Below are 18,349 nucleotides of genomic sequence, written 5' to 3'. Positions count from 1 at the left end.
GATTTTAAGGGAGCCGCTATAGAAAAGCCTAACCTTGTTTTTCATAACCTTAACTTAACAAGGTGCAAGAAATTACAGCGTAAATAAGTTTAGTTTAACCAAAGATGCTCTGCTATCGGAGAAACAAAGCCGGCTGCGGTTGAATTTTTTTGCGAGTTGTACTTAGCCTGCGTAACATAGCGCTTTATAGCGACACTTCGCATTACGGATAAGTCATGGAAAAACCAGCATTTTTAATTACGCTCGACACTGAAGGCGATAATCTGTGGCGCAACCGCAGCGGTCAGGTCACGACGCATAACGTCCGTTTTCTGCCGCGTTTTCAGGCGCTCTGTGAAAAATATGGTTTTAAACCGACCTGGCTGACCAATTATGAGATGGCGAGCGATCCTGCCTATGTCGATTTTGCTCGCGATTTACTGGCGCGCGGACAAGGCGAAGTAGGTATGCACCTGCATGCCTGGCATAGTCCGCCCGCGCACGCGCTGACCGCTGATGACTGGCGCTATCAGCCCTACCTTATTGAATATCCTGAGCCGATCCTGCGCGACAAGATCGCCTTTATGACCGATCTGCTGGAAGAGACGTTTCAGACCAAAATGCGCAGCCATCGCGCAGGCCGTTGGGCGTTTAACGAAATCTATGCGCAGGCGCTGGTGGATAACGGCTATCTTGTCGACTGTTCCGTGACGCCGCGCGTTGACTGGCGCGGGTCCGCCGGCGCGCCGCAGGGCAAGGGCGGCACCGACTACAGCCGTTTTCCTGACCACGCTTATTTCCTCGATCTCAACGATATTTCGCAGCCTGGCCAGTCAGGTTTGCTGGAAGTGCCTATGAGCATCCAGTATCGGCACGGCGTTGTCGCCAGCCGATTGAAAAAAGCCTGGGATGGCCTGCGCGGCAAACGACGGGGGCCTTCCGTCAACTGGCTCCGGCCGGTCGGCGGCAATGTGGCGCAGATGAAGCAGGTGGCTGAGCAGAGCTTAAATCAGGGTAGCGACTATGTAGAGTTTATGCTGCACTCTTCCGAGTTTATGCCCGACGGCAGCCCGACCTTTAAAAATGAGGCGGATATCGAGCGTTTGTATGACGATCTAGAGCAGCTGTTTAGCTGGTTGCAGAGCCGCACTCAGGGCATGACGCTGACAACGTTTGCCGAGCAGAAAAAGCAGCAGTTACTCCCGGCGGTATAGTGCCGCAGAGGGCTTTTTTTTGCCCATGCGGCGCAGTGAAGAGAAAAAGGTATCCAGGCCGGGATAGCGCATCTGCCAGTACTTCTTCGGCCTGCAATAGCCTCGACACAGCACAGCGGCGGCTTTTAGCGCTTTTCGGGTATCGGCGGAGTAGTGGTAGTAACCATACAGCGCCTTCGACATGCTTTTTACTTCACTAAAGCAGTTCAGCATCATGCCCGTCGCCAGCCTCTGAAAATCAGGCTCGCCGCGTCTCGCTTCAGCCATCATCCTTATTTTTTCCAGCGCAAACAGCATGTCGCTGATATCGCTCGGGCGAACGTTGCGCGTTATGCCGCGGCGGTTGTCGCGGTAATAGTAGAGCGTGTTCTCCAGATGGCCAATTCGGCGCGTTTTGAAGTATTGAAAGGGCGTGAAAATAACATCTTCATAGCGGCGGCCATCTTCGAAACGCTCATCAGCCAGTAGGGTATGGCGATAGATGCGATTCCACAAATGCCACATCGCGCGTTGAAACAGCGGCTGCAGGCAAGCGAGGCCCTGCGAAGAAAAATCGTAGGGCGTATGTTGCGCCGTTTCGCTCAGCGGCGCCACAGGCGGCGCCTCGTCAAAGCGTGCATAGTTAAAATCAATCAGGTCATCGTTGCCTGCAAGCAGCACGGGCTTAATGACCGCATAGTAGTTGCTGCTGACCAGGTCGTCGCCGTCCAGAAAGGTCACAAACTCGCCGTGCGCATGCCGTAATCCCACATTGCGCGTTGTCGCAATACCCTGATTTTGCTGGCGGATAAAGGTGATATGGCAGTGAGCGTAGCGCGCCACCAGCGCGGTAACCTGCTGCGTTGAGCCGTCGGTCGAACCATCATCGATAATAACGATCTGCATATCGTCATCAGCCTGGGCCAGTAGCGAAGTCAGGCAGGCGGTAATAAACGCCTCGTCATTGTGAAAAGGCACAATGACGCTCAGCAGGTAGCGCTCTTCTGCCATTAGTGACGATCCTCGGATGGATAAGGCTGCTTCACGATCATGACGCTGAAGATAATTGCCAGACAATAAAGCAGCGTTCCTTCCGTACTAAAGAAAATAACGTCGCTCAGGCCATAAATAATGAGCGAGATCCCGACAGAGAGTAGCGCCGGGTTGCGCAGTGGCCTGAAGCCGCTATAAATCAGGCTCAGATAGAGACCGATAAGCGAAACCGTGCCGAACAAACCTTTGATTGAAAAGTTCTCCAGCACTTCATTATGCATATGTACGGTGAGATAGATCCGTGCGCCATACAGGCTGGGGTTTTGTTTGATAAGGGCTTCCGCTTTCTCACCGCGCTCTTCAGCCGATTGCCCTGCCAGAGCGGTGGCACCGGTTTTCATAGCAACAGTCTGCATGCTAAGGCGGGAGATAACCGAGTTCTCGCCCTGCATCTCGTGCATCATCGCAATATTATCTTTGAGATCCTGGATCCGGGCCTGAATTTTGCTTTGAAACACCAGTGCGCTAATTACCAGCAATACAGGCAGAGCAGTGAAAAGGATGATTTTATGCTTACGCTGTATGGCATCTTTGGTAAACAGCACCTGAATCAGCACCAGAACGGGATAAGCCAGCATAGCCGCGCGCGTTCCGGTCAGAATGATGGTGATATAAGTCACCATAAACAGCAGGGCAAACAGCCAGACCTTATGCCGCGTTCTGAATAGCAGCGCGGATTTAATAAAAACCAGGTTCACTGCGGTAAGGATATAGGCGGCAATGGTGGCACGATCGTAATTGAGCTCAACGCGGCCGATCTCGAGATGGATACCCTGATACAGCGCATAGGCGTTTACCGCGAGTCCTGTAATCATAACGGCAACCAGCGCGCTTCGCTGGCGGATGCGCTGGTCATTCAGCGTAACCAGCAGCAGAAACGAGGCGGCAATCTGTAGCCTGCCGGTTGACTGATACTGGCGGTAGAGCGTGATGTAATCGCCCGGCTGTTTATAAATCGCCGTCCAGAGAATGCTCACCAGTCCGACCAGTAAAAGGGAAACCGGCAACACCAGATGCTTTTTCTCTTGCAGATAGTATCTGGCATAGATGATAAATCCCGCCAGCGCCAGATAGCTGGTGAGGTAAAAAACGTTTCTGCCGAATGAACCGCCGAAGGGCGCGGTCAAAAAGGCGAGCGCACAGCCGGCGAAAATGAGCAGGCTAAAATAGGGATGCGGCGTATCCTGTCGAAATAGAGTCAGCTTACTGTTCATCGTTACTACCCGTTATAGCGCTCAATGCGCCGTTGAATTCAGTCCTGAAAGCGGCGTAATCAAAATGTTCTTTTGTCCACTGTTTCGCCTGTTGACTAAAGCGCTGATAGGTTTGCTGATCAAATAAGGTTTCTGCCGCATCCGCGCAGGCGACATGAGAAAGCAGCAGCGGCCGGGTCATGATATTCCGTACGGGATCGTAGACGTCGTAAGGAAAGTCGACGCGTATTCCTGTCAGCTTTTCATGCTCTTCAATCGACACGGAAGGCGTAAGGCCAATGCCGCACACACCGTTTTTTATCACTTCAGGCTGTCCATCAACCAGGGGATAAATAACCGGTACGCCAAAATAGAGAGACTCCATACAGGAGAGACCGAAAGGTTCCGTTACCGGCGTGCTTATATAGATATCGATGCGGTTGAAAAAGGGCGCGATATCCTGCTGGAAGCCGCTAAAGGTGACCTTATCCTCAATGCCCAGCCTGCTGGCCAGCGCGATAAAGGCGTCGCGATCGGGCCCTTTGCCGGCGATCTCAAGCGTCACATTATGGCCACGGCGCAGCAGCTCTTTTAGCGTCAGCAGCGTGACGCTTATGCCTTTCAGGCTGACCTGACGCGAGGCGGTGCCGATTTTGATCGGCGACGTGAGCACACGCGGTTCCGGCCGTATGCCGGGCGGCGTCATGATGCGGTTAATGACCACATAATGGGGGCAGGGCAGGTTGAAACGATGCTTCATCACCTGAGAAGAGGCTGACGAAGCGGAGATAACGCCATCCAGCATGCGCATAAAGCTCAGGGTTTTATGATTCTCTGGATAGCGCCAGGAACAGCCATGATCGTAATAGACCAGCTTTGCGCGTTTCGGCCTGGCAGTGAGTCGCGGCACCAGGTCCCAGACGACAATCACCTGCGCATCGCTGGCTTCAACCCGCCTTTGCAGCAGATACTTCCTGAGAAACTGGGGCGCCTTGAGCTTAAGGCCGCTCACTAACCGGTTAGCGAACAGGAGCTTTTGCTGCGGCATCTGACGCCGAATATCTTCGTCAATCTCATTGCTGATGCAGATAACATCATCTTTGCCATCAGAAAAGTCATTGATGTATTGAAGAAAAAGACGCTCGACCCCGCCCATCTTGCCGAGATTGATAATGTGGAGCTTTTTCATCCTAAAAATGTCTCCAGCCTTTCGGCGACCGCTTGCGCACTAATATCTGACATGCTGTTGCCCTGAGGTGGACACAGCGCCTGCTGATTCTGACCATATCCCCCGATCAGTCCCGGATCCGTCGGCCCATAGAGCGTGATATTGGGGCGATCGAGCGCCGCAGTCAGATGGCTTAAGCCAGTATCTACCGATACCACCGCCTTTGCGCCGGCCAGCTCGCGCGCTATCGCTTCCAGCGTCATTTTTGGCAACACGTCAACATAATCAAAGCCTTCCGCCAGACGTTGCGCACGCTGATGCTCATGCTCGGCGCCCCAGGGCAGCCTGATACGCAGCCCCGCAGGTTGCAACAGCCCGATCAGCTCGCGCCAGTGGCTTTCCGGCCAGTGTTTGTTGTCGCGCGTCGTGGCATGGAGAAACACCAGATAGGGAGCGATTTCCTGCGGCACGTCGCGCAGGAAGTGGGCGGCGATAGCGTAGTCGCCCTGGGTTTGCGGCTTCTCGTAGCCAAGGCTCTTCGCGAACAGCTCGCGCGTGCGCTCTACCGCATGCTGCTTTTTGTCAATCTCATGGCGTTGGTCGTACCACCAGCTGGCGAAGGGTTCGCGCGCGCTGCGGCTGTCCTGGCCATGCTTGACGCCTTTGGCAAGGCGGGTCACCAGCGCGGCGCTTTTGATCAGCCCCTGGGCGTCGATCACCACATCATACTGACGCGACTGCAAATCTTGCTTGAAGCGCACCCGCTCTTCGCGCTGCTGGCTGCCGAACCAGTGTTTGCGCCAGCGGCGAATGGCAACTGGCAAGACTTTATCCACCGCCGGATGCCAGGAGGGGATCTGGGCGAAATTCTCTTCGACTACCCAGTCGAAGCGAATGCCGGGGATCGCTTGCATGGCGTCGGTTAAAGCGGGAAGCGTATGAAGCACATCGCCCATCGACGACGTTTTAACGATCAGGACGTGCATGCCCTCTCCTGCGGATGAGCCAGCAGTTCGCTCAGTTCCTGATAAACGCGCTGCGGCTGGATGTCGATCAGGCTTTGATGGTAGCCCTGTTCGGCGTCGCCTTTGCGCACCTTATGGTAGCCGGTAATCAGGCGGATAATGCGCACCTGCTTTGAAAGCGGCGGCGTGAAATCTGGGCTGCTTGGGCCGTACAGCGCCACCAGCGGCCGGTTAAGCGCGGCGGCGATATGCATCAGGCCCGAATCGTTGCTGACCACGGCGTCGCAGCGCGCAATCAGGATAACTGCCTGCTCAAGCTGCGTTTCGCCTGCCAGATTGCGGCAGTAGTGGCGTGCCTCAGCGGGCAGCGCCGCGATAATCTCTTCGCCGCATTCGCGATCTTTTGCTGAACCAAACAGTACCACCTGTTTGCCTTCGGCAATCAGCTGCTGCGCCAGCGCTGCATAGTGATAGTGCGGCCAGCGCTTCGCCGGACCAAACTCCGCGCCCGGGCAAAAGCCGATCAGCGGCCGCTCCGCCGGGATCTGAAACTGAGCGGAAGTTTCGATTTTCTCCTGGTCGTCTACCTGAAGCTGCGGCCAGAGCAGCGGCTGTGGCAGCTGCTGCGCTGAAGCGACCGGCGCGTCGCAGGCCAGCGCGATATAGCGCTCCACCATCAGCGGAAACGCCGCCTTATCCAGCACGCGCACATCGTTCAGCAGGCCATAGCGCATCTCGCCGCGCCAGCCGATGCGGCGTTTGATTCCGGCGAAAAAAGGGACCAGTGCGGATTTAAATGAGTTCGGCAGCACATAGGCGCAATCATAGCCGCTGGCGCGCAGCGATTTGCCGATGCGCCGACGCTCGCCGAGCGCCAGCGCGCCGTGCCCAAGCGGCATCGCCAGCGCCTGATTCACCTCCGGCATGCGCGACAGCAGCGGACGGCACCAGGCCGGCGCCATCACATCAATCACGGCGTCCGGATGCTGAGCCTTAAGAGTGCGATAGAGGCTTTGCGACATCATCATATCGCCGACCCACGATGGGCCAATAACCAGAATTTTCATCGCGGGTACGCGTTCCTTATGCGCTGCGGTTCAGCCAGGCCATATACTCGGCCACGCCCTGCGCAACGGTTTTAAACGGCTTGTCATATCCGGCGGCGCGCAGGCTGGTAAGATCCGCCTGAGTATAGGCCTGATAGCGGCCTTTTAGTTTTTCCGGGAAGGGAATGTACTCAATTTGCCCTTTCTGGTGGAATTTCAGCACTGCGTCCGCCACTTCCTGGAACGATTCGGCGCGGCCGGTGCCGCAGTTATAGATACCGGAGATCTTGTTTTCCCAGCACCACAGGTTGACCGCGACCACATCGTCTACGTGAATAAAGTCGCGCTGGAAGTGCTCGCTGCCTTCAAACAGCTTAGGGTTTTCGCCGTTGGCGATCTGCGTGTTGAGATGAAATGCCACGCTCGCCATGCTGCCTTTGTGGCCTTCGCGCGGGCCGTAGACGTTGAAGTAGCGGAAGCCGCACACCGGCGAATCCGCTTCAGGCAGGATCTGGCGCACATAGTGATCGAACAGCATTTTAGAGTAGCCGTAGACGTTCAGCGGCTGCTCATATTCGCGCTTCTCGATAAAGTTATCGTTGCGGCCACCGTAGGTGGCGGCGGAGGAGGCGTAAAGAAAAGGAATTTCGCGCTCAAGACAGTAGTGCAGCAGATCTTTTGAGTACTGATAGTTATTGTCCATCATGTACTTGCCGTCCCACTCCGTGGTGGCGGAGCAAGCGCCTTCATGGAATACCGCCTCGATCGGACCGAAATCCTCGCCCGCTGCGATGTAGGTCAGAAACTCCTCTTTATCCATGTAGTCGCTGATATCCAGATCGGCCAGATTGACGAACTTGGTGCCGTCTTTCAGGTTGTCGACGACCAGAATATCGCTGATGCCGCGATCGTTAAGCGCCTTGACGATATTGCTGCCAATCATTCCTGCGCCGCCAGTGACGATAATCATGTGCTCTACCTTTAAACGTTGGGGCATGAAACAGGCGGTTTCACGCGCTAATGTCTCACATCATAACATTTCATCACGGAGCAGACAGCCAGATGACTCCGACACGCCGCCGCCTCCGCACTCTCTGACGTGAACTATGCTGCAAAATTAACATTCTCCTGGTGGATTTATCGTTAGCACCCTTCTTCTTCAGTAAGATGTGCCGAATTTATGCCATCTGAGGAGAACAATGATGACAGCGCAGTTTTATCAGCAGATCCGCAAGCAGCTGGACACAGCGCACCAGGAAGGGTTGTTCAAACAGGAGCGCATTATTACCTCCGCGCAGCAAACCGATATTGAGGTCGGCCAGCAGCAGGTCATTAACTTCTGCGCCAATAACTACTTAGGGCTGGCAAACCATCCGGCGCTGATTCAGGCGGCGAAAGAGGGCATGGAAACGCACGGTTTCGGCATGGCCTCAGTGCGCTTTATCTGCGGCACGCAGGACACGCATAAGCAGCTGGAGAAAAAGCTGGCGGCGTTTCTCGGCATGGAAGATGCCATTCTCTACTCCTCCTGCTTCGACGCCAACGGCGGCCTGTTTGAAACGCTGCTCGACGCGGAAGACGCGATTATTTCCGACGCGCTCAATCACGCCTCGATTATCGACGGCGTGCGGCTCTGTAAGGCGCAGCGCTATCGCTACGCCAATAACGATATGCAGGCGCTGCGCGCCTGTCTGGTCGAGGCGCGGGAGAAAGGCGCGCGCCATATTCTTATCGCCACCGACGGCGTCTTCTCTATGGACGGGGTGATCGCCAACCTGCGCGGCATCTGCGATCTCGCCGACGAGTTCAATGCGCTGGTGATGGTGGATGACTCCCATGCGGTGGGCTTTGTCGGCGCGGCCGGTCGCGGCACGCATGAATATTGCGACGTCATGGATCGCGTCGACATTATTACCGGCACGCTGGGTAAAGCGCTGGGCGGCGCATCCGGCGGCTATACCGCCGCTCGCGCCGAGGTGGTGGAATGGCTGCGCCAGCGCTCACGTCCCTATCTCTTCTCTAATTCGCTGGCGCCGGCGATCGTTGCCGCTTCCATCCGCGTGCTCGACCTGTTGAGCGAGGGCGACGGTCTGCGGCAGCGCCTGTGGGACAACGCCCGCTTCTTCCGCGACAAGATGACGGCGGCCGGTTTTACCCTGGCGGGTGCCGATCACGCCATTATCCCCGTGATGCTGGGCGAGGCGAGCGTGGCGCAGGAATTCGCCCGTTTGCTGCAGCAGGAGGGCATTTACGTTACCGGCTTTTTCTACCCGGTGGTGCCGCGTGGCCAGGCGCGTATCCGCACGCAGATTTCGGCGGCGCATACCCAGCAGCAGCTGGAGCGTGCGGTCGAGGCTTTTACCCGCATTGGACAACAGCTTGGCGCGATCGCCTGAGGAGCTCTGCATGAAAGCGTTAGCCAAACTTCACGCCCGGGAAGGCATCTGGATGGTGACCGATGCGCCGATCCCGGAACCGGGCCATAACGATTTGCTGATCAAGATCCGCAAAACCGCCATCTGCGGCACCGACATCCATATCTACAACTGGGATGACTGGTCGCGCAAAACCATTCCGGTGCCGATGATCGTCGGCCATGAGTATGTCGGCGAAGTCGTCGCCATCGGCCAGGAGGTGCGCGGCTTCAGCATCGGCGATCGCGTCTCCGGCGAAGGGCATATTACCTGCGGACACTGCCGCAACTGTCGCGCCGGCCGCACCCACCTGTGCCGCAATACGATTGGCGTCGGCGTCAACCGACAGGGCTGCTTTGCTGAATATCTGGTGATCCCCGCCTTCAACGCCTTCCGTATTCCCGACAATATTTCCGACGAGCTGGCCGCGATTTTCGATCCCTTCGGCAATGCGGTGCATACCGCGCTGTCGTTCGACCTGGTGGGCGAAGATGTGCTGATCTCCGGCGCCGGCCCTATCGGCATTATGGCGGCGGCGGTGTGTAAACATGTCGGCGCGCGCAACGTGGTGATCACCGACATCAACGACTATCGCCTTGAGCTGGCGCGCACCATGGGCGTGACGCGCGCGGTCAACGTGGCGCATGACGATCTGCGCGCGGTGATGCGCGAGCTGGGCATGACGGAAGGGTTCGACGTGGGGCTGGAGATGTCCGGCGCGCCGCCGGCGTTTCGCACCCTGCTGGAGGTAATGAACCACGGTGGGCGTATTGCGCTGCTGGGCATCCCGCCGGGCGAGATGGCGATCGACTGGAATCAGGTGATCTTCAAGGGGCTATTTATTAAAGGCATCTACGGCCGCGAAATGTTTGAAACCTGGTACAAGATGGCGGCGCTGATTCAGTCAGGGCTCGACCTGACGCCCGTGATCACGCACCGCTACGCTATCGACGACTTCCAGCAGGGCTTCGATGAGATGCGCTCTGGACGTTCAGGGAAAGTGGTACTGAGCTGGGACTAAAAAAGCCGCATGGGCGGCTTTGGTTTACTGCTGCTGCTTCTCCGCATCCGTCAGGTAGCGCACTTTGCGGGTGTAGTCCTGACCTTTAAAGAGCAGCGGCTGACGAGGGTCGGCCAGATATTTTTGCCATTCGGCAAGCGGGAAGCCCCCGTGTGCGCCGACCACCTCTGGTGGTATGACGCCCGGCTTGCCGCCGATGCGCTTGGATACCGGCCAGTTCGCCCACTCGCCCAGGTTGACGGTGCGCAGGTCAAGCAGATCCAGCAGGCACGCCAGCGGCAGCTGATCGGTCGGCGGCTGGCTGTCGTTCATTAATTTCCAGGTGTCGTCGAACAGCGTCAGCCAGAGCGGGCAGACGCGCTGCCAGGTCTGACGCGTGGCCGCCAGATAGGCGCCGTTAACGTGATCTTCGAGGTAGGGACGCACGCTGAGCTGATAGTAGGCGGGGATGGTCTCCTGCGCCGCGCCAGCCAGTTTGGCAATCATCTTGCCCTGGCGAAAGCTGGAGTAAAAATGGCCGTCTTTCATGTAAATCTCAGGCATTTTTAGCAGGTTGAGATCGGAATCGATCATCAGGATCCCGTCGCCCTGCGCATGCAGCGGCGCCTGCATTTTTATCAGCCGGCTGCGATAAATTTGCTTGTAGGGATAGGCCGCTTCGCGATGCGGCACCTCCAGCGTCACAATACGCGTTTTGCGCGTCAGCTCGCCAAATGCGGCGGCGGGCTGGTCGCTAACGATAACGATCTCCTGCGCCGCGGTGGCAAAGCGTTCGGCAAACTGCGCGCTGAGCTTTGCCTCTTCAACATAATCCTCTCCGGTACAGGGGATGACGATAGAGGTCACGGGGATGGTGCCCTGCACGTCGGAGTGCGCATAGGGCAGATTATGACGTGTGCGCACGTGACGAAAACGGGGATTGAGAAAGTTAAGCATGCTTCTTCCTTGTGACGCTTTTCAGAATGGTTTCTACGCCGTTTACATAGTTTTCAATGGCGTACTGTGATCGAACACGCGCCGACGCGGCATGTGTTAAGCGTTGACGTAAGGCCTCGTCCTGCCAGAGCGTAATGAGATGCTGAGTTAACTGCGCCACGTCGCCATATTCGAACAGCAGGCCGGTGTCGTCAGGGCTAATCAGCTCCTCTGTGCCGACTACGCGTGAGCCAATCACCGCCGTATTGACCAGCATCGCTTCCAGCACCACGCGCGGCAGCCCCTCGCTGCGGGAAGCCAGGATAAAGACGTCGAAAGCGGCGAGGTAATCCAGCGCGTTATTCTGAAAGCCGGTAAAGATAACCCGATCGAGAATCGCCTCCCGGGCGGCCTGTTGGCGCAGCGCAGCCGCTTCCGGCCCATCGCCGACCACGATCAGTTTCCAGTCCGCTTCGGGACAGGCCTGCTTGAAGTGGCTCAGCGCCTGCAGAACATGGTGGTTCGACTTACGCAGGATGAGCGAGCCGATGGTGCCGAAAATAAAAGTCTCCGCCGGCAGGTTTAAGCGCTGGCGCACCGCCGCGCGCTCAGGCAACGGCTGGTGGATGTCGATCGCGTTGGAGACGGTAAAACAGCGCGACGCCTCAACGCCGCCGTCGCGCAAGGTCTGATTCACGCCGTGGGAAACGGCGATAACGGCATCGCACCTGTCATTGACCATTTTTGCCAGGCGGGCATTCATCAGCGGCTCAATGCGGCAGTGCTGTACCACGGCGATATCAAGGTCTTGTGCGGCAAGGTAGCCTTCAACATTGGTGCTGGGCTGATTATTCATATAGAGCGTATCGTAACGGCCTTGCAGCAGCAGCGCGCGCAGCTTGTGGGCGTTTGGCCGGACGCGCCAGCGCGCGTCGATAGCGTCGACCGCCTCTTTTTTCAGACGGCGATTGAAGAAAAGCAGAGCGCGTGCTGCTTCCTTCGCGAGCTTCGCCCAGCCGGGCTGCTTTTTCTGGGGAATAAAGATGACCGGTATGGCGATGGCGTTCAGCACCGATTCGATGGTTTCACCGTTACCGCGCGCGTAATTATGGTAAAAGCAGCAGGTAATATCGAAAGCGTCGCGGTCGATGCGCTTAAGCAGCTCCAGCATACTGTTGGTGCCGCCGCCCCATTCTCTGCCGTTATCCAGCAGCATAATTTTTTGTTTCGCCGTCCTCATCCTGACAGAAATCCTTATACCCGGTCTGCGTCGCTCGCACCGGATTATAGTGATTTCTGATCGGAAAAGAATGTTAAGGCTGAAACACCACGCGAAATAGCGTGTTAAAAAAGCTGTTTCAGTCCTGTTACCACTACGCTCTGACTCGCGCTCTCCCACACCGCATCAAGCGCCCTGGTCGCCGGAACCGGCTGCGGCTGCACTTTGCATATGCCTGGCGGCTGGAAGCCAGGTTTATGCGGACGCGGCGGCTGCTGTGGTTTCGCTGGCGACGTCGCGCCATGCAGCGGTTCGTTCAGCAGCTGGCTCGGGCGCACCAGCGTAATATCGGCAGGCAGCGTCGGCAGCATCTGCTGCAGCACGCGCACCGTATTGGGATGCGGATGACCGATAGCGATGGCATAGCCGTCGCGCTGAGCCAGCTTCACGGCGCGCGTAAACTGCTGGCGAATCGCGTTGATATCCTGGCTGTCGTCCAGAAAGACGCGACGCTTCAGCACCTTCACGTGCGTACCTTGCGCAGCGGGCACCGACTGGCTGTTGCCGATGGTCATGCTGTCGAGAAAGTAAAAATTGTACTGATTAAGCGCCTGCATCATCTTTACCATGCCCGGCAGGCTGGAGGTCATTTTGCTGCCCATATGGTTGTTCAGGCCGACGGCGTAAGGCACATTATTGACCGCGCTGCGCAGGATGCGCGCGATCTCTTCGCTGCTCATCTCCGGCGTCAGGGTATCCTTTTCCAGCGGCTGTTTGCTGAGCGGCGCCATAGGGAGGTGAATCAGTACCTCATGGCCGCCCTGATGCGCTTTCGTTGCCATCTGGCGCGCGCCGGGCGCGTCAGGCAGCACCGCGACGGAGATCGCGGCGGGCATCTGTAGCACTTTGTTCTCTTCAGAAGGGCGATAGCCGAAGTCGTCGATAACGATGGCAAGTTTGCCCGCATGGGCAGCGCAGCTTAACAGCAGTCCGCCGATAGCGGCGGCGAGATGGCGACGTTGAAAAAACACTTATCTTCCTAACCACGGGAGTGGATTAACAGCCTGTCCCTGACGTCGGATTTCAAAATAGAGCGACGGCGTACCGCGTCCGCCGCTGGTGCCCACCAGGGCGATAGGCTGTCCTGCCTTCACCTGGGCGCCAACGCTGACCAGCGCGCTCTGGTTATAGCCATAGAGACTCATATCGCCTTTACCGTGCTCCAGCACCACGACGAGCCCGTAACCCTGCAGCCAGTCGGCCATCAGCACGCGGCCGTCGGCGATCGCTTTGACTTCAGCACCTTCCGGTGCATCGATTACCAGCCCTTTCCAGCGCAGTTCGCCCTGAAGCTGTTCGCCGAAGCGATGTTCGATACGACCGCGCACCGGCCACAGCGCCTGGCCGCCTGCGCGGCCGAGGCCGCCGGTTCGCGCCACCAGTTCGCGCTCGCTCTGAGTAGGCTGGTAAGTTGAGCCTTTGGCTTTCGCCTGCGCCTGACGCTGACGCACTTTTTCTGCTTCCCGCGCCTCGCGCGCCGCACGCTCTCGCGCCTCGCGTTCGGCCCGGGCGATTTTATCCTGGAGGCGGCTTTCGTTCTGCCGCATCTCCACCAGATCGGCCTGGTCTTTTTCCAGCGCGTTTTCCAGTTCGCTCAGCGTTTTCTTGCGCGCCGTGCTCGCCTGCTGCAGCTTCTCCTGCTGACCTTGTTGCTGGGCCAGCAGCGTTTTTTGCTGCTGCTGTTTCTGCTCCAGCGACGCTTTTTGCTCACCCAGCGTCTGACGCGTTTTTTGCAGCGCATCGATGCTCTGCTGGCGCGCGTCGTTGAGGTAGCCGAAGTAGGCGAGAATACGTTCGCTGCGCTGGCTCTCTTCGCCGCCCAGCAGGAGCTGTACGCCGTTATGCTTGCCCTGGCGAAAAGCCGCATCCAGCTGCTGAGCCAGCAGGGTTTCCTGCTGCGCCTGCTGCTTTTCAAGCCGCGCGATCGAGGCGGTGAGCTGGCTGACTTCGCGGCTGAGCGCGTTCAGGCTGTTGCGGGTTTCGCGCAGCTGACGGCTGGCCTGTGCAATGATCTTTTCCTGGCTCTGCAGCTGATCGAGCAGTTTGCTGCGCGCAAGCTTTTGCGCCTTAACGCTTTTCTCTTTTTCGGCGATATTTTGCTGAATGGATTTCAGCTGCGATTTGCTGTCATCGGCGCTGTGCGCGGCCGCAGGCAATAACAGAACGCCCGCGCAAAGCAGGCTGAAGATGAGGGTGGACAGGTGTGCAGGCAACGGGCGTTTCTTTCCGCTGTGACGAGTCCTTTTGGCTAAAACAGTCGCTTTTCCCTTCATAGGCCAGTGATTATTCCACGATGAACAGCCGCTTACCAGCGCAACGCCACGGGATTTCCTTTTCCAAAGATGTCGGTCTTTATCCTGATACCGAATAAGGGTTGTGCCATTTTTGCGGTACGGCAATTTTTTTTGGAAAATGACGCACAAATCGTCACTCTGGCCGCTTAGCGTCTGTACATGAGAAGTGGCGCAGGTATACTCAGAACCCTTGTTTTTAGCTTAATTAGCCCGGTCTGGAGTCTTTACCCCTCATGCAAGAAATTATGCAGTTTGCAAGCAATCACACCATCCTTAGTCTGGCATGGGTCGTTTTACTGGTGCTGGTGATTGTTACCACCTTTAAGGGCATGTTTTCTAAAGTGAAAGTTATCAGCCGCGGCGAAGCGACCCGCCTGATTAACAAAGAAGAGGCGGTAGTAGTGGACGTGCGGTCGCGTGACGATTACCGCAGAGGACATATTTCGGGCGCCCTGAACGTTGCGGCGGCAGACATCAAAAAAGGCAGCTTCGGCGAGCTGGAAAAGCATAAAGCTCAGCCCATAATTGTGGTGTGTGCCACCGGCCAGAGCGCGAGCGAGCCGGCTGAAAAACTGAGCGCCGCCGGCTTTAGCCAGGTGACCGTTCTGAAAGACGGCATCAGCGGCTGGAGCGGAGACAACCTTCCGCTGGTGCGCGGAAAATAACATCTACCGAGGTACGTAACATGGCTAACGTTGAGATTTACACCAAGGCGACCTGTCCTTTCTGCCACCGGGCGAAGGCGCTGCTGAGTCAAAAAGGTGTGCTGTTTCAGGAGATCCCGATCGACGGGAACGCCGCGAAACGCGAAGAGATGATCAAACGCAGCGGCCGCACCACCGTGCCTCAGATTTTCATTGACGCGCAGCACATTGGCGGCTGCGACGACCTTTACGCGCTGGACAGTCGTGAAGGATTGGATCCGCTACTGCAGGCGTAAGAGCGGCGCAGGATTTTTCAACTCACAGGACTTAGTCAGATGTCAGAACAAAACACCAACGAAATGCAATTCCAGATTCAACGCGTTTACACCAAAGACGTTTCTTTTGAAGCGCCGAACGCGCCGCAGGTCTTCCAGAAAGAGTGGGAGCCGGAAGTGAAGCTGGATCTGGATACTGCGTCATCACAGCTGGCTGACGAAGTTTATGAAGTGGTACTGCGCGTGACCGTGACCGCCAGCGTTGGCGAAGAAACCGCATTCCTGTGCGAAGTTCAGCAGGCGGGCATCTTCACCATCAGCGGCATTGAAGGCACGCAGATGGCGCACTGCCTGGGTGCTTACTGCCCGAACATCCTGTTCCCGTACGCGCGCGAATGCATTACCAGCCTGGTGTCACGTGGCACCTTCCCGCAGCTTAACCTGGCGCCGGTAAACTTTGACGCGCTGTTCATGAACTACCTGCAGCAGCAAGGCGAAGGTGCCGAACAACATCAGGATGCCTGATGACTACACACGCTTCGATTAGCGTCATCGGTGCCGGCTCGTACGGCACCGCTCTGGCCATTACCTTAGCCCGCAACGGCCATCCCGTGCTGCTGTGGGGTCACAATCCCGCGCATCTGGCGCAGCTGCAGGCCGAACGCTGCAACAGCGCTTTTCTCCCCGACGTACCTTTCCCCGACAACCTTGAGCTTGAGCCCGACCTGGCCCGCGCCATTGCGGCCAGCCGCGATCTGCTGGTGGTGGTGCCGAGCCATGTGTTTGGCGACGTGCTGCAGCAGATTAAACCGCATCTGCGCGCTGAGTCGCGCATCGTCTGGGCGACCAAAGGGCTGGAGAGAGAGACCGGAAGATTGCTGCAGGATGTGGCGCGTGACATCCTTGGCGACGCGACGCCGCTCGCAGTCATCTCGGGGCCGACCTTCGCCAGAGAGCTGGCGGCGGGCCTGCCGACCGCGATCGCGCTGGCAGCGACCGATGCTACCTTCGCCGAAGAGCTGCAGCAAAAGCTGCACTGCGGCAAGAGCTTCCGCGTTTACAACAATCCTGACTTTATCGGCGTGCAGCTTGGCGGCGCGGTGAAAAACGTCATTGCCATCGGCGCAGGCATCTCCGACGGCATCGGCTTTGGCGCAAATGCGCGTACCGCGCTGATCACGCGCGGCCTGGCGGAAATGAGTCGTCTCGGCGCCGCGCTGGGCGCTGATGCCACCACCTTCATGGGCATGGCCGGCTTAGGCGATCTGGTGCTGACCTGTACCGATAATCAGTCGCGCAACCGCCGTTTCGGCCTGATGCTGGGCCAGGGCGAAGCGGTGGACAATGCGCAACGCATTATCGGACAAGTTGTAGAAGGCTATAAAAACACCAAGGAAGTCAAGGCATTGGCAGAGCGTGTCGGCGTTGAAATGCCAATTACCGAGCAAATCTATCAGGTGCTCTATTGCGGAAAGCCAGCGCGAGAGGCAGCATTGAGCCTGTTAGGCCGTACAAGGAAGGATGAAAACGGTTCAGGCTGATGCGGGATGCGCAGCATCGTCACCTGTAGCGCCATTCAGGCGCTTTTTTTTGGGAGAAAACTGCAATGTCGTCTGATGAGTTAGAGCTGGTCTGGAACAACATCAAAGCGGAAGCGCGCGCGCTGGCCGATTGCGAGCCGATGCTGGCCAGCTTTTATCATGCGACTTTGTTGAAACACGAAAATCTCGGCAGCGCCCTGAGCTATATGCTGGCCAACAAGCTCGCCAATCCCATTATGCCCGCTATCGCCATTCGCGAAATCGTCGAAGAGGCCTATCGCCAGGATCCTTCGATGATCGCCTCGGCCGCGCTCGATATCCAGGCGGTACGCCAGCGCGATCCGGCGGTCGATAAATACTCCACGCCGCTGCTCTATCTGAAAGGCTTTCATGCGCTGCAGGCCTATCGCATTGGCCACTGGCTGTGGAACGAGGGGCGTCGCGCCTTAGCGGTCTATCTGCAGAACGAAATTTCCGTCTCCTTCGCCGTGGATATCCATCCGGCGGCGAACATCGGCCACGGTATTATGCTTGACCACGCCACCGGCATCGTTATCGGCGAAACGGCGGTCGTGGAGAACGACGTCTCGATCCTGCAGTCGGTGACGCTGGGCGGTACCGGCAAAACCAGCGGCGACCGCCATCCGAAAATCCGCGAAGGCGTGATGATCGGCGCAGGGGCGAAGATCCTCGGCAATATTGAGGTCGGACGCGGCGCGAAGATCGGCGCAGGCTCGGTGGTATTGCAGCCTGTGCCACCGCATACCACCGCTGCAGGCGTGCCGGCGCGCATCGTCGGCAAACCGGCCAGCGACAAACCCTCAATGGACATGGATCAACACTTCAACGGCACCGTGCCGGGTTTTGAGTTCGGCGACGGAATCTAACTGAGCCGCGCGCCTGCGTAATCGAGCTGGCGCCAGGCTTCATACACCACCACCGATACCGCATTTGACAGATTCATGCTGCGGCTCTCCGCACGCATCGGGATGCGAATTTTATGCTCGGGCGGCAGCGCGTCGAGGATCCCGGCGGGCAGTCCGCGGCTCTCCGGCCCAAACAGCAGATAGTCGCCCGCCTGGTAGCTCACTGCGCTGTGCGCTGGCGTGCCCTTGGTGGTGAGCGCAAACAGCCGTGCGGGCTGCTCGGCGCGCAGAAACGCCTCATAGCCTGCATGCTTCTGAATCGCGGTAAATTCATGATAGTCGAGACCGGCGCGGCGCAGCCGCTTGTCGTCCCATGCGAAACCAAGCGGTTCAATCAGATGCAGCTGAAAGCCGGTATTGGCGCAGAGGCGAATAATATTGCCGGTATTCGGCGGGATTTCTGGTTCAAATAAGACGATGTTAAGCATAAGGCCCCCGATAAC

Annotated in this window: 19 protein-coding genes; 8 read left to right on the top strand and 11 right to left on the bottom strand. The window is 57.5% G+C overall.

What is annotated here, in order from left to right; all coding sequences use genetic code 11:
* Positions 1 to 215: 215 nt before the first annotated feature.
* Positions 216 to 1,193 carry a polysaccharide deacetylase family protein gene (locus Q9R34_RS10475; protein WP_485893480.1) on the top strand — a complete coding sequence of 326 codons (978 nt, stop codon included), beginning with the start codon at positions 216 to 218 and terminating at the stop codon, positions 1,191 to 1,193.
* On the opposite strand, the gene Q9R34_RS10470 is transcribed toward Q9R34_RS10475, so the two are convergent.
* The 6 genes from Q9R34_RS10470 to rfaD are packed head-to-tail and all read right to left on the bottom strand — an operon-like array spanning position 1,176 to position 7,567.
* Positions 1,176 to 2,183 (bottom strand): glycosyltransferase, encoded by a 1,008-nt coding sequence (locus Q9R34_RS10470; RefSeq protein ID WP_485893478.1) that lies wholly within the window; start codon positions 2,181 to 2,183, stop codon positions 1,176 to 1,178. The two genes, Q9R34_RS10475 and Q9R34_RS10470, sit on opposite strands and share 18 nt — an antisense overlap.
* Positions 2,183 to 3,439 (bottom strand): O-antigen ligase family protein, encoded by a 1,257-nt coding sequence (locus Q9R34_RS10465; protein ID WP_485893476.1) that lies wholly within the window; start codon positions 3,437 to 3,439, stop codon positions 2,183 to 2,185. Before Q9R34_RS10465 ends, Q9R34_RS10470 begins: the two co-directional genes overlap by 1 nt.
* Complete coding sequence (locus Q9R34_RS10460; RefSeq protein ID WP_485893474.1) at positions 3,429 to 4,607, bottom strand: glycosyltransferase; 1,179 nt, start codon at positions 4,605 to 4,607, stop codon at positions 3,429 to 3,431. The genes Q9R34_RS10465 and Q9R34_RS10460 overlap by 11 nt, the downstream gene beginning before the upstream one ends.
* Complete coding sequence (rfaC, locus tag Q9R34_RS10455; RefSeq protein ID WP_485893472.1) at positions 4,604 to 5,572, bottom strand: lipopolysaccharide heptosyltransferase RfaC; 969 nt, start codon at positions 5,570 to 5,572, stop codon at positions 4,604 to 4,606. The genes Q9R34_RS10460 and rfaC overlap by 4 nt, the downstream gene beginning before the upstream one ends.
* On the bottom strand, positions 5,560 to 6,618 hold the full coding sequence (gene rfaF, locus Q9R34_RS10450; RefSeq protein WP_485893470.1) for an ADP-heptose--LPS heptosyltransferase RfaF: 1,059 nt from the start codon (positions 6,616 to 6,618) through the stop codon (positions 5,560 to 5,562). Before rfaF ends, rfaC begins: the two co-directional genes overlap by 13 nt.
* A gap of 16 nt (positions 6,619 to 6,634) precedes the next feature.
* Positions 6,635 to 7,567 carry an ADP-glyceromanno-heptose 6-epimerase gene (rfaD, locus tag Q9R34_RS10445; protein WP_434126436.1) on the bottom strand — a complete coding sequence of 311 codons (933 nt, stop codon included), beginning with the start codon at positions 7,565 to 7,567 and terminating at the stop codon, positions 6,635 to 6,637.
* Between the two features lie 232 nt (positions 7,568 to 7,799).
* Here rfaD and Q9R34_RS10440 point away from each other — a divergent pair, with 232 nt between their 5' ends.
* Complete coding sequence (locus Q9R34_RS10440; RefSeq protein ID WP_434126437.1) at positions 7,800 to 8,993, top strand: glycine C-acetyltransferase; 1,194 nt, start codon at positions 7,800 to 7,802, stop codon at positions 8,991 to 8,993.
* Between the two features lie 10 nt (positions 8,994 to 9,003).
* Complete coding sequence (gene tdh / locus Q9R34_RS10435; protein WP_434126439.1) at positions 9,004 to 10,032, top strand: L-threonine 3-dehydrogenase; 1,029 nt, start codon at positions 9,004 to 9,006, stop codon at positions 10,030 to 10,032.
* Positions 10,033 to 10,056: 24 nt separating this feature from the next.
* On the opposite strand, the gene Q9R34_RS10430 is transcribed toward tdh, so the two are convergent.
* The 4 genes from Q9R34_RS10430 to envC form a co-directional block, all read right to left on the bottom strand.
* A complete protein-coding gene (locus Q9R34_RS10430) occupies positions 10,057 to 10,968 on the bottom strand; it encodes a hypothetical protein (protein WP_485893468.1) in 912 nt (303 codons plus the stop codon).
* Entirely contained in the window at positions 10,961 to 12,187 is a 1,227-nt protein-coding gene (locus tag Q9R34_RS10425) for a glycosyltransferase (RefSeq protein ID WP_485893466.1), read from the bottom strand. Before Q9R34_RS10425 ends, Q9R34_RS10430 begins: the two co-directional genes overlap by 8 nt.
* Positions 12,188 to 12,291: 104 nt before the next feature.
* Positions 12,292 to 13,197: a divergent polysaccharide deacetylase family protein gene (locus Q9R34_RS10420; protein ID WP_485893464.1), complete on the bottom strand. Its 906-nt coding sequence runs from the start codon at positions 13,195 to 13,197 to the stop codon at positions 12,292 to 12,294.
* Positions 13,198 to 14,499 carry a murein hydrolase activator EnvC gene (gene envC, locus Q9R34_RS10415; RefSeq protein WP_485893462.1) on the bottom strand — a complete coding sequence of 434 codons (1,302 nt, stop codon included), beginning with the start codon at positions 14,497 to 14,499 and terminating at the stop codon, positions 13,198 to 13,200.
* A 254-nt stretch (positions 14,500 to 14,753) separates the two neighbouring features.
* Here envC and Q9R34_RS10410 point away from each other — a divergent pair, with 254 nt between their 5' ends.
* The 5 genes from Q9R34_RS10410 (at position 14,754) to cysE (ending at position 17,867) form a co-directional block, all read left to right on the top strand.
* Positions 14,754 to 15,185: a rhodanese-like domain-containing protein gene (locus Q9R34_RS10410; RefSeq protein ID WP_033754365.1), complete on the top strand. Its 432-nt coding sequence runs from the start codon at positions 14,754 to 14,756 to the stop codon at positions 15,183 to 15,185.
* Positions 15,186 to 15,205: 20 nt separating this feature from the next.
* Positions 15,206 to 15,460: a glutaredoxin 3 gene (gene grxC, locus Q9R34_RS10405; RefSeq protein ID WP_434126426.1), complete on the top strand. Its 255-nt coding sequence runs from the start codon at positions 15,206 to 15,208 to the stop codon at positions 15,458 to 15,460.
* A gap of 39 nt (positions 15,461 to 15,499) precedes the next feature.
* Positions 15,500 to 15,964, top strand: coding sequence for a protein-export chaperone SecB (gene secB / locus Q9R34_RS10400; protein ID WP_434126424.1), 465 nt, complete (start codon positions 15,500 to 15,502; stop codon positions 15,962 to 15,964).
* Positions 15,964 to 16,980: an NAD(P)H-dependent glycerol-3-phosphate dehydrogenase gene (gene gpsA, locus Q9R34_RS10395; RefSeq protein WP_434126423.1), complete on the top strand. Its 1,017-nt coding sequence runs from the start codon at positions 15,964 to 15,966 to the stop codon at positions 16,978 to 16,980. The genes secB and gpsA overlap by 1 nt, the downstream gene beginning before the upstream one ends.
* A gap of 65 nt (positions 16,981 to 17,045) precedes the next feature.
* Complete coding sequence (cysE, locus tag Q9R34_RS10390) at positions 17,046 to 17,867, top strand: serine O-acetyltransferase (protein WP_033754376.1); 822 nt, start codon at positions 17,046 to 17,048, stop codon at positions 17,865 to 17,867.
* Here the strand turns inward: cysE and trmL are convergent.
* Entirely contained in the window at positions 17,864 to 18,334 is a 471-nt protein-coding gene (gene trmL / locus Q9R34_RS10385) for a tRNA (uridine(34)/cytosine(34)/5-carboxymethylaminomethyluridine(34)-2'-O)-methyltransferase TrmL (protein ID WP_434126421.1), read from the bottom strand. The genes cysE and trmL overlap by 4 nt on opposite strands.
* Positions 18,335 to 18,349 lie beyond the last annotated feature (15 nt).

Origin of the sequence: Enterobacter sp. BRE11 (assembly GCF_031844285.1) — a bacterium.
GTDB lineage: Bacteria > Pseudomonadota > Gammaproteobacteria > Enterobacterales > Enterobacteriaceae > Pantoea.
This window is presented reverse-complemented; position numbering and strand designations above follow the sequence as displayed.

What these genes read in the sequence shown, in the direction of transcription:
- Q9R34_RS10475 (WP_485893480.1), top strand. Translation starts at nt 216, where the DNA reads ATGGAAAAACCAGCATTTTTAATTACGCTCGACACTGAAGGCGATAAT.
- Q9R34_RS10470 (WP_485893478.1), bottom strand. Translation starts at nt 2,183, where the DNA reads ATGGCAGAAGAGCGCTACCTGCTGAGCGTCATTGTGCCTTTTCACAAT.
- Q9R34_RS10465 (WP_485893476.1), bottom strand. Translation starts at nt 3,439, where the DNA reads ATGAACAGTAAGCTGACTCTATTTCGACAGGATACGCCGCATCCCTAT.
- Q9R34_RS10460 (WP_485893474.1), bottom strand. Translation starts at nt 4,607, where the DNA reads ATGAAAAAGCTCCACATTATCAATCTCGGCAAGATGGGCGGGGTCGAG.
- rfaC (WP_485893472.1), bottom strand. Translation starts at nt 5,572, where the DNA reads ATGCACGTCCTGATCGTTAAAACGTCGTCGATGGGCGATGTGCTTCAT.
- rfaF (WP_485893470.1), bottom strand. Translation starts at nt 6,618, where the DNA reads ATGAAAATTCTGGTTATTGGCCCATCGTGGGTCGGCGATATGATGATG.
- rfaD (WP_434126436.1), bottom strand. Translation starts at nt 7,567, where the DNA reads ATGATTATCGTCACTGGCGGCGCAGGAATGATTGGCAGCAATATCGTC.
- Q9R34_RS10440 (WP_434126437.1), top strand. Translation starts at nt 7,800, where the DNA reads ATGACAGCGCAGTTTTATCAGCAGATCCGCAAGCAGCTGGACACAGCG.
- tdh (WP_434126439.1), top strand. Translation starts at nt 9,004, where the DNA reads ATGAAAGCGTTAGCCAAACTTCACGCCCGGGAAGGCATCTGGATGGTG.
- Q9R34_RS10430 (WP_485893468.1), bottom strand. Translation starts at nt 10,968, where the DNA reads ATGCTTAACTTTCTCAATCCCCGTTTTCGTCACGTGCGCACACGTCAT.
- Q9R34_RS10425 (WP_485893466.1), bottom strand. Translation starts at nt 12,187, where the DNA reads ATGAGGACGGCGAAACAAAAAATTATGCTGCTGGATAACGGCAGAGAA.
- envC (WP_485893462.1), bottom strand. Translation starts at nt 14,499, where the DNA reads ATGAAGGGAAAAGCGACTGTTTTAGCCAAAAGGACTCGTCACAGCGGA.
- Q9R34_RS10410 (WP_033754365.1), top strand. Translation starts at nt 14,754, where the DNA reads ATGCAAGAAATTATGCAGTTTGCAAGCAATCACACCATCCTTAGTCTG.
- grxC (WP_434126426.1), top strand. Translation starts at nt 15,206, where the DNA reads ATGGCTAACGTTGAGATTTACACCAAGGCGACCTGTCCTTTCTGCCAC.
- secB (WP_434126424.1), top strand. Translation starts at nt 15,500, where the DNA reads ATGTCAGAACAAAACACCAACGAAATGCAATTCCAGATTCAACGCGTT.
- gpsA (WP_434126423.1), top strand. Translation starts at nt 15,964, where the DNA reads ATGACTACACACGCTTCGATTAGCGTCATCGGTGCCGGCTCGTACGGC.
- cysE (WP_033754376.1), top strand. Translation starts at nt 17,046, where the DNA reads ATGTCGTCTGATGAGTTAGAGCTGGTCTGGAACAACATCAAAGCGGAA.
- trmL (WP_434126421.1), bottom strand. Translation starts at nt 18,334, where the DNA reads ATGCTTAACATCGTCTTATTTGAACCAGAAATCCCGCCGAATACCGGC.